The organism is Micrococcus sp. CH7 (assembly GCF_001595485.1).
In the GTDB taxonomy this organism is placed as follows: Bacteria; Actinomycetota; Actinomycetes; order Actinomycetales; family Micrococcaceae; genus Micrococcus; species Micrococcus luteus.
Genome location: NZ_LOSQ01000002.1, coordinates 24,408 through 34,385, shown reverse-complemented (window position 1 = coordinate 34,385; position 9,978 = coordinate 24,408). Strand labels below are relative to the sequence as shown.

General features: G+C 70.2%; 8 protein-coding genes. All 8 read right to left on the bottom strand.

Annotation, left to right across the window (positions count from 1 at the left end):
* Nucleotides 1–639: 639 nt before the first annotated feature.
* Nucleotides 640–1,056, bottom strand: coding sequence for a hypothetical protein (locus AUV08_RS11900; RefSeq protein ID WP_157571205.1), 417 nt, complete (start codon nt 1,054–1,056; stop codon nt 640–642).
* 365 nt (nt 1,057–1,421) lie between these two features.
* The gene (locus AUV08_RS00725; protein ID WP_061873045.1) at nt 1,422–3,188 is read right to left on the bottom strand and encodes a peptidoglycan DD-metalloendopeptidase family protein; all 1,767 of its coding nucleotides are present in this window, start codon (nt 3,186–3,188) and stop codon (nt 1,422–1,424) included.
* Nucleotides 3,185–5,122, bottom strand: coding sequence for a hypothetical protein (locus AUV08_RS00720; protein ID WP_157571204.1), 1,938 nt, complete (start codon nt 5,120–5,122; stop codon nt 3,185–3,187). The genes AUV08_RS00725 and AUV08_RS00720 overlap by 4 nt, the downstream gene beginning before the upstream one ends.
* Complete coding sequence (locus tag AUV08_RS00715; protein ID WP_061873043.1) at nt 5,119–7,674, bottom strand: ATP-binding protein; 2,556 nt, start codon at nt 7,672–7,674, stop codon at nt 5,119–5,121. The genes AUV08_RS00720 and AUV08_RS00715 overlap by 4 nt, the downstream gene beginning before the upstream one ends.
* On the bottom strand, nt 7,671–8,186 hold the full coding sequence (locus AUV08_RS00710; RefSeq protein ID WP_061867343.1) for a hypothetical protein: 516 nt from the start codon (nt 8,184–8,186) through the stop codon (nt 7,671–7,673). Before AUV08_RS00710 ends, AUV08_RS00715 begins: the two co-directional genes overlap by 4 nt.
* 17 nt (nt 8,187–8,203) lie before the next feature.
* Nucleotides 8,204–8,473, bottom strand: a complete 270-nt coding sequence (locus AUV08_RS00705) for a hypothetical protein (RefSeq protein WP_061867344.1) — start codon at nt 8,471–8,473, stop codon at nt 8,204–8,206.
* Nucleotides 8,474–8,499: 26 nt separating this feature from the next.
* Nucleotides 8,500–9,603: a conjugal transfer protein gene (locus tag AUV08_RS00700; RefSeq protein ID WP_157571203.1), complete on the bottom strand. Its 1,104-nt coding sequence runs from the start codon at nt 9,601–9,603 to the stop codon at nt 8,500–8,502.
* Nucleotides 9,600–9,827, bottom strand: a complete 228-nt coding sequence (locus AUV08_RS00695) for a hypothetical protein (protein WP_031943872.1) — start codon at nt 9,825–9,827, stop codon at nt 9,600–9,602. Before AUV08_RS00695 ends, AUV08_RS00700 begins: the two co-directional genes overlap by 4 nt.
* Between the last annotated feature and the right edge of the window lie 151 nt (nt 9,828–9,978).

Below are 9,978 nucleotides of genomic sequence, written 5' to 3'. Positions count from 1 at the left end.
ACTCCCATTGGGCGTCGGAGAGCATCTGGAACCGGGACATGTCCCCAGGGTCTCAGCTGACTCGTGCATCTATTCTCAGACACGCCCTAGATGTACTGACCCTGGGCGTTGATGACTCTCTCGGCGGCCGAGGGGTACATTTCACAGACCCCGCTGAAGGTTTTGCTCCGAGAAGGGTTCACCGCGTGTCGTGTGAAATCTTCGCTGCATCTCTACACCGGCGCACTTCCCGCCCCCGTGTGGCCCATGCACATCGCCTCGCCACTGCTGCTCATCCCCCGAACGGAGCCGCCCCTGATCCAGGCCCAGAGGGGGTCTCTGGGGCGTGGATCAGGGGCGGCTCGCTGGCCTGGATCTGGCGGGCCTACCTCGAGGTTCCCGTGGATCTGTGGCCGGGCAGTGGCGGCAGACTCCCCTCCCTCTGGCCCTCGTGCGGCTTGGTTTCCGCCGGGCCCCTGGCTGCCTGCTCCCGGTCTGCTCGCCCGCGCACGGCTGCGCTCTGGCTCCCGTCTACCTTCGGTGCTCCTTGGATGCTCGCCGGTCGCTGGTGCTCGTATGGCACGGCTTCCCGCTGGGGAGCTCGCGTGAAGATGTCGCAGCCGCTGGTCTACGTGTCGTAGGGCCCGGCCGGGGGGCGTCTCAGAGGCCGCCGTGCGGGGTCATGTCGATCTGTTCAACAACCCGGTTCTGGGTGGTGTCCACGACGACGGTCATGGGGCGCTCGGTCCGCGGCGCGGTGACCCAGGGGTCCTCGCCGGTGGTCTCGGTGGCCACCATGAGCGCGACGTCGACGCGCTCACCCTGAACGGTCTGCGCGCGCGACTCGAGCACCTGCACCGACGTGCTGGCCTTGGCCTGTACGAAGCGGTGCTGGGCGTCGGATTCCCAGTCCCGATCGACGTCGAGCGTCTTCAGCAGCTCAGGGCTCACCGTGGGCGCCAGCGCCTCCCGCCACTGCTGCCGGCTGGTCTGCCACGTGCGCGCGTTCATGGCCTGCGCAAACCGGCTGGCCACGTCCTCGGCACGCTTGCGGGCGTCGGGGTCCAGACCCTGCACGGCTCGCTCCTGGGCGGCCTTCTCCACCTCGATCTGGGAGCTGCGCGCCGCACTGACCGATGATGGGCTGACCTGGGCGTTTCCAGATTTCGACGGCCCCGTGGAGGGGGTCGTTTCCCGATTCGTTTCCTGACTCGCAGCGCTGGCCGGGGCGGTGCTGGCCGACGGCTGAGGCCAGGCCCCGGCCGTCGAGCTCGCGGTCGCCGCGGGGGTGGGGGCCGGCGCCTCCGGCGCCTGCTCGCCGGGGGTGCCGGTGAGCAGCCACGCGCCGGCGCCTGCCGCGGCGAGAGCGCCGACCAGGAAGGGCCAGGCCCGCCCCGTGCGGGGCTGGGGGTCCTGGGGGTGACGGGTGGTGTCCGTGCGGCTCACTTCTTCTCCTGGATCACGTCGAAGTAGACGGTGTCGGTGCCGGTCTGGGTGACCGGGTGCTTGCGGGTGCCGGCGGACTCGTTGATCGCGGAGATCATCATGCCGTCGCCGACGTAGATGCCCACGTGCTCCCACCGCCCGCGGGTGGGGTCCCACTTCTGGGCGACGATGTCGCCGGGCTGCGGGGTCTCGGTGCGCTTGCCCACGGTCCACGGGGCCTGGCGTGGCATGTCGATCCCGTTGTCCTGGTAGACGCGCGAGACCAGCCCGGTGGCATCCCAGGATCGGAACTCCGCGGCACCGTAGGTGTAGGTGCCGCCGATGCCGGCTTCGGCGCGGGAGACGATCTTCGAGCGCGAGAAGTCGGCCGGGATCTCCAGGCGCTTGGTGTCCTCGTCCAGGGCGTGGTTGCCCTCGGGGGCGGTGCTGGAGGTGGCGCTGGCCGCGGCCGCAGCCCCGCCGGCGCCCTGGCACATCATGGGGGTGGTGCCGGTGACCTGGCCCAGGATCTGGTTCGCCGCGTTCTCCCACTTGTTGTACTCGTCGGGGTGACGCGAGTTCTGTACGGCCTGGGCAGCCGACCCGGGGGCCATGCCCTCCCAACCGGGGATGTCCAGCAGGCCCGGGGGCATGCCCTTGTTCGGGCCGGTTGGGCCGCCGAAGAACGCTCGTGCGGCGTACTCGGGGTTCATCAGCTCCGGCACGCTTCCCCAGCCGGCCACGGTGCGCTGCTGGAAGACGTTGACCGAGTCCTTGTTGGTGCCGGTCTTCTGGTGCGGGAAGTTCATGGACTCCGGCAGGGTCGGGTTCGCCATGTTCTGGAGCATGGTCTCCTGGAGCCCGGTCATCAGCGCCACCTGGATCCCCTTGTCCGAGATGTTGAGCTCGCGCGCCACCCCGATGATCAGGGCCGCGTTCTCCACCTGCTCCGGGGAGAGCGTCCACTCGCTGCCCTCGGGCAAGGTGATCCGCACCGGCCCGTTGACCTTGGGGGGCTGCCCGTCCGAGGCGGCGGCGCCCGCGGGCGAGGATCCGCTGGCCAGCTTGGCCGAGGGAGCCGAACTTGAGGAGGCTGCCGCCGAGCTCGAGGACGCCGCCCCCGCGGCACCGCCGCCGGCCGGAGAGGTCAGCCGGGGCATCTGGCCCTTCTCCAGGATCAGGCCGCGCTCGGCCAGCCAGGTCTGCGGGTTGGACCGCTCGCCGTTGACATAGAGCATCAGGTGCAGGTGCACGCCCGTGGCCACGCCGGTCTCGCCGGCTCCGGCCAGGTGGTCCCCGGCCTTCACCTGCTGGCCGGGCTTGACCACGGTGGTGCCGTTGGCGATGTGGACATAGCGCCACTCGATCCCGTTGCCCGAGTCGATCTTGAGGATGTTGCCGCCCTCTTCACCCTCCATGTTGGTGCCGATGACCGTGCCGCCCATGACGGCGTTGATGGGGGTGCCCTCGGGGATGCCGCCGATGTCCACGCCACCGTGGAAAAGCAAGGGCGCCTCGCTCGTGTAGCCCGGGGGGATGTACCCGGGCCCGAAGGGGTTCGGGCGCGGCCCGTAGTCGGAGGTGACCCGGCCCATCAGCGGGATGGCCAGGGACCCGTCCGCGGCAGTCAGGCCCCCCACGACACAGGAGAGGGAGGACTGCTGCATCTTCAGCTTCTGCTGGGCGCCACCGATCATCAGGATGATCAGCAGGATCAGCACCACCACGAAGGCGACGACGGCCACCACGGCGCCGGCCCCGATGAAGACGGCGCGGCGCTTCATGCGTGCTGCCCCCGCGGGCCCTGGGCGGCCCGGAGGCGCTCGCGCATCCGCTGGGTGGCCTCCGTGCTGTCCGACCGCGGCCGCCGCGGGGGCTGCTGGGGGCCCTGGCTCGAATCCACGACGGTGCCCTCCACGACCTCGGGCCGGCGAGGGGTCACGGTGGCCTTGCCGTCGCTGCCCACCGTGATCCGGGACTGGCGAGACACCCGCTGGGGCTTGCCGGGGCCGGTGAGCTCCTTGCGGTTCTGGCGCTCGATGGACCAGGCCGCGCCCTGGGCAACGACGTTGACCGCCCCACCCATCGGACCACCGATGGCAGCCGCCCCCACACCGACGGCACGCACCAGCGGAGCCGGCGGCAGCTGCCCGCCCGGGCGGCGCCGGCGCGCGGGCCCGCTGCCGCCGTCGGCCCGCGCGGCACGGCCGAAGACCTGGGCGCCGCGGGGATCCGGCTCGCGCGGTCCTCCGCTGGGCGTATCGGAGCCACCCGAGGGGCCGGCGCCGCCGCCGGTCGGCCGGGAGCGCGCAGGCCCGTCCTGGCCGCCGCCCTTGGCCAGACCGAGACGGCCGAACTTGTAGCCACCCAGAGCCGTGCCGGCCATGCCCACCAGCGACTTCATCGGCACGCTGGACTTCTTCTCCTGGCCAGCGCCCAAGCGCGAGAGCCAGCGGGCGGTCTGGTCGCCCTTCTTCATGATCCCGTGACGCACGCGCAGCACCAGCCAGATCAGCGCGATCAGCATGAGCACCAGCAACAGCATCTGGAGGGTCACGCCGAGGGCTGCGGTGGTCAGCAACATGCTGGCCACCAGGCGTAGGGACACGGCCACGAGCACGATCGCGGCCACGATGACCACACCGCAGGCGATCACGCCGACGAACGCGCCGAAGAACTCCTTGCGGGAGGTGCCCGGCAGGATCGAGATCATCACGGCCAGCGCCTGGTAGACCCCGTAGAACAGGGCGATGAGCACGGCCAGGAACAGCACCACCGCCATGGTGGCCACGAGCACGGCGAAGGCTGCCGAGCCCAGGTTGGTCATGAGCATGGGGGCGACCTTGGTGAAGGAGGTCGACTCGGACCAGCTCTTGGCCGAATCACTGCACCCCTTGACCGGGTCCATCACCGACTTGGACTCCACGTCCATGGGGTCCGCGGCCTTCATCGTCTCGGTGAAGGTGCTGGCGCAGCCGCCCTCGAGCAACTGGCCGAAGGCGACGGCCTGGGAGGGCCCGCGCAGCATCGCGTCCGTCAGGTCGGCCATCACGGACTGGCCCAGGGCCGAGGAGGCGTCCGCACCGCCGTCCATCGCGCCCTTGCCTCCGGTGGCCTCCACGGCGATCTGCGCCGCGGTCTGCTGGGAGGTCTGGAGGACGCCGTCCGGGCCGGTGATGTAGGCGACCGGGTTCAGCGCGATGTTCGTGGCGACCACGACCATCATCACGGAGACGAACATCTCCCCCCAGGCCGCGCCGCGCTTGCGCATGAAGAACAGCAGGCCGATGGTCGTGCCGGAGATCATCGCCGCCAGCGGGATCCAGTGGATCTGCGCGACCAGCTGCCCGAAGTTCTGGCCGAGGACCTCCATCGGGCCGGAGAACCAGGAGACCCACTGGAAGCCGAGCAGGGTGTGCAGCAGCCACATGCACGTGGTCACGCACATGTAGTGCAGGCCCCAGAAGAAGTCGAGCACGGAGACCAGCGCGTCGCGGGCGGGGTTGATGTCAATGCCTCCGGCGCCGTGGTCCAGGGGCAGTGCCTCGTACTTGGAGATGGGCACACCGGAGGAGTCGGTGACCTGCTGGGACCACTCCTCCAGGCCCATCACCCCCGACTGCGCCGGGGCCGCAGAGGCGGCCGGGGCGGCCCAGAGCATGGTCAGCAACACGGCAGCGCTGACGCCAGCTCGTCGCATCCATCCGCGTGCGCTCATGCGTGCACCAGCTCCTTGGCGGCCTCGGTGGAGGCTCCACGCTTGGGCGGGGAGCTCATCACGGCCTTGAAGCGGGCCGGCGAGAGCGGAGGAAGCACCTTGATCTTGGCGACGTTTCCGTAGGCGTCACGCATCAGCGCCTCACCGCGGCGCTCGGGGGCCACCTCCTCGTTGTCGTCCAGGGGGGAGAGCCCGGAGGTGACCAGCTCGACCCACTCGTCCTGCCCCATGTCGGCCATCCAGTCGAGGTTGCGCTGGGCCATCTTGGAGTCGCGGGAACGGCAGACGATGCGCACGGGGATCAGCGCCTGGAGCTGCTGGGATCCGAAGTCCGTTGACGCGTCATGCGAGCCCAACGCCACGGCGGCCTTGTGCTTGCGGCCGTAGCGGACCACGTTGGACAGCTCCAGCTCGGTCTCCGGGGAGCCGGTGGCGTGGTGGGCCTCGTCGACGATCATCAGCGACTCGATGGAGTCGTCGGCGTAGAGCACGACGCGGCTGATGGCCACGATCAGGGCATAGAGGGCGCGGCCGATGACCTTCTCCACCGGCAGCTCCGCCTTCAGCGCGGCGGACTCCAGCTCCTGGCGTCGGGGCAGCTCCACGCCGCGGGTGCAGAAGGTGAGGAAGCGCGAGGACAGGTCCAGGGTCGGCAGGGACTCGTCGAAGAGCAGGGGCCCGAACTCGGTGGACTGCACGTTCTGGAGGCCGAACGCGATCGCGCGGGTCTGTTCCGGCTCCTCCCCCGCCAAGCCCTGGCCGGAGAGCAGGTGGGCTACCAGGGACCCCATGGAGGTGATCTGATGCTCCTCCGCGTAGTCGGGGTGCAGCAGCTGGCCGAGCAGCCGGCCCTCTGCGGAGTTCGAGCCGAAGCCCAGCAGCACGGAGACCAGGGAGCGGGTCACGCGCGCGGCGACCTTGCCCGGGAACAGGCGCAGGGGGTCGATCGACCAGCGGGTGTCGCCGAGCTCGACGACGGTGGGCTGGGAGCCTTCGCGCTCGGTGAGCAGTCGACCCAGGGCCGCCCACTCGGTGTTGTCGGAGCGGTCGATGGCCACGATCTGGCCTCCGCGGTCGAAGACGTTGCCGGCCACGATCTTCAGCAGGGTGGACTTGCCGGAGCCGTTCTCGCCGGTGACGGCGAACGAGCCGGACATGTCGGCCTCCATGAGGCCGCCGATGTTCATGAACACCGGGCTGCGGCGCGAGGAGGAGATGTTCGTGCCCAGCCGGAATCCGGTGCGGGTGCCCAGCGCGTCGGTCACCATGGGCACGCCGAAGGCCAGGTGCCGGCCGGTGACCAGCAGTTCGAGCTTCTTCACCACGGAGGAGGCCGGCGTGCCTGGCAGGCACGCCCACCACAGCGACTCCTGGTAGCCCAGGGGCGTGATCACCTTGAAGTCGCGGGCCGAGTAGGCCGCCTGGATCATCTGGGCCTGGTCCTGGGCCTGTTCGGGGGTCTCGGCGCCGACGATGAACATCACCGCGACGTCGACGGAGACCTCGGCCTCCGAGGAGTTCAGTGCGGCGTGGTAGGCCTTGAGGTCCTCGGCGATCGCGTCCAGGCGGGTGGATCCGCCGGTGATCGCGTGGGAGTCGCCCTCCTGCTGGTTGTACTCCTCGTTGAGCTTCTCCTCGGCACGCTTGTTCCGGGCGGCGGCGCGCTTGGCCGGCAGCACGTTCATGCGCATGATCCAGTCCGCGTTGACGCTGAGGGAGTCGATGTAGGAGACGTACTCGTCGTCGGGGAAGGTGAAGCCCTCGCGGGGGCCGGCGGTCAGGGCCATCACCACCTGGTACGAGGCCTGGCCTGCCGTGGTCTCGGAGGCGATCTTCACGTACCGGCGGCCGAAGGGGTTCAGCCGTTCCTTGGCGCTGACGTCGGACTGGCCGCCCTCGTCCACGAGCGGCTCGGGAAGGCTCGCCCCGGAGGTGAAAGCCTGCACGTCCTCCCCGCCGGCGGGCGCAGTGGGATCCGATCCCAGGCCCCGGCTCTGGGAGTGGGCGTAGATCCAGGCGACCTCGGCCGGAGAGGAGGGGACGGCCTTGAAGGCGGCGGGGATGGCCCGGCCGATGTGCTCGGCCGTGCGCCCCAGAGCCTGGATCTCCGCCTCCGTGGGTCGCCAGGTGGGCAGGGCCAGCTGCTCGCGCAGCTTGCCGTCGACGGAGCGGATCAGGGTCTGGAGGCGGTCGGTGATCGACTTGGACGGCAGCGGCACGGCCAGCCAGTAGGCTCGCTCGCCCACGGGGATCGTCTCGAGCTCGTCCAAAGAGAGCTCGACCTCCTCGAGGTAGTTGGGGCACTGCTCCAGGTCGACACCGTCGAGCATGCGCTCGACGACGGCGGCGGGGTCGAGCTCGGCGCACAGGCCCATGAGCATGGCCTCCCCGCGCAGGCCCTGGAAGAGGGCCTGGTGGGCGAGCATGGCCCGCTCCTTGTGCTCGCCCTTGCCGAAGCCGTAGGGCAGCCCGTGCACGCGCCACATCGCCCACACCGTGCCCGTGGAGGTCCACATGAGGTTCTCGCGCAGGTACAGGAGGGAGTTCTTCATCGCTGGGTGTCCTTGTTCTCGGTCGTGCTCTGCTGGAGGAGGCGTGCCACGGAGGAGGTGCCCATCGGCCGGTACGTCGGCGCGGGCTCGCCCTGCGGTTCGTCGGTGGCCGGCGCGCGGGTGAGAGCGGTGGGACTGGAGGGCTTCTCGGGCATCCCTGCGGGAGCCTTCTTGGGGGCGAACGTCTCGCCGCGGTAATGCCCGTGCGGGGGCTTGGACCAGGCCAGGAAGGCTCCGGTGATGACCAGGCCCAGCTCGTGGAGGTTGTCCGGGGCGAAGCGCAGCAGCCAGGTGACCGCCAAGCCAGCGGCCAGGGCGCCGGCGAAATCGAACAGGTCGAAGCCGGTGGACCAGGACCCCCGGACGGCCCACAGCAGCGCCACCGTGATCGCCCCGCCCACGCCCTGCACGAGCGTGTAGGGGCCCCCGGGCACGCGGGTGCCGTCGGGCAGCCGGTAGAGCGTGGTGGGGATGCGGCGGATGCTGCTGTAGAACCGTCCGGTCTCGGTCATGGCTTACTCCTGGCCGATCACTTGATGGTCGAGCCGGCGGAGTCCGCGGCCCACTGGACGCCGGCCACGCCGCCCCAGATGAACAGGCCGCCGGCCAGAGCGGAGAGCAGGATCGCCGGCAGGGTCCACTTGCCGCGGGCCGAGCCGATCAGGAAGATCACCACGCCCAGGAAGATGATCAGCGCGTTGAGCACGGTCTGGGCCTGGGCGATCAGGTTGTTGATCGAGGTGAAGAAGTTGGCGCCGAGCGTGAGGGAAGAGTGGAGGTACGGGGTGAAGACGTTCACGAGGTCTCCCTTTCAGAGATGAGGGGTCAGTGGGTCGGGGCGGACTGAGGGGCTGAGGTGTCGATCAGGGGGGCCGGGTCGAGGGAGGTCACCTCCCATCGGCCGTCGCGGAAGGTCACGGTGACCGGCACCGTCACGCCCATACGCGAGTTGCGCTCATCGGGCAGCTCTGCCTCCGCCTGGATCAGGGCGCGCACCGGGGTGCCAGGCTGGACGGAGTCCAGGGCCTGATCGGTGCGGATCTCCTGGATGAACAGGCGGGTGTAGGGGGCGGGGTCGATGGCGGCGAGCTTGTAGCCGGGGGCCAGGAAGCGGGAGACATCCGAGCGGCCGGCGCCGTAGGCCTGGAGGAAGCCGTCGAGCATCTTTCCCAGGTCGGTGTCCGGGCCGACCCGCTGGGAGTAGTTCAGGGTGACGGGGTCTCCATGAGCCGGCCCCGGCACCGGGGTGGGGTAGCCGATGACCTGCAACTGGCCGGGGGCCTGCTCGTGAACGGCCACCTGGTAGTACCGCAGCGTGTAGGGGACCGGCTTGGCGGTGGCCCCAGCCGCCGGAGACGGACTGGCCGAAGACGGCGAGGGAGACGGCGAGGCGGAGGACGTCGACGAGGCGGTTGCCTGCTCCACCAGGGACAGGCTCTCCGTCGCATCCGCCGCCTGCGGAGCGCCCGGGGTGCTCGGCGCCCCGGAGCGCTGCTCCACGTGGGCGGCGACGGTCACGGAGGTGATGCTCGGGTCCTGGCCGCGCTGGACACCGGCCACGGCGACGTCGCGCACACCCAACGGCTCCACGGGCAGCTGGGGGATCTTCGTCCCACCGATGTAGGGCTCCAGCAGGCTCTGGTCATCGCGGGTAGCACGCAGCCACGCCGAAACGTAGGACGTCGCCACGCCCTCAGCGGTGGACGTGTCGGGCACCTCCACCGCCGGAGCCGGCTGGGATGCCGTCGAAGCGGCCAGCACCACGGCCAGGCCGGACAGGCCCAGGCACAGCACCATCGCCCCGTAGAACCCGTAGAGCAGAATCCGGGAGGCCAGGCTGTTCACCTTGGACTTGGCCGGCGCCGGGCTGTTCTGCTCCGGCGCCTCCGCGGCGGGCTCGGTCTTCTTCTTGCGAGAGAGCAACTTCACCGATCCTGCCCTCCCATCCGCCGGGCGATGAGGGTGGCCTCGCGCAGCTGGTCCGAGTCCAGGAGGCGACGCATCTCCTCCTGGCTGGCCTGGTCGAACGGCCGCGCACACAGGTCCGCCAGACCCGCCTCCAGGACGGCCTCGGCCTCCCGCATGGTCTGGCCCTCACGCACGAAGCTGGCCAGCTGCTCATCGGTCACGATCTCGGGGGTCTGCTCGGACATCACGGGGGCTCCTTGGACGGGCGATCTCTCACCGGACTAAAGGCCGCCCGCGGGAACCGATGTCCCTCCCGTGCGGGAACTTTTTCTCCGCCCCTCCCCCACATCCGCATGATTACGCCGATCTCCTGCGGTCCAGGTTCTGGAAATCCAG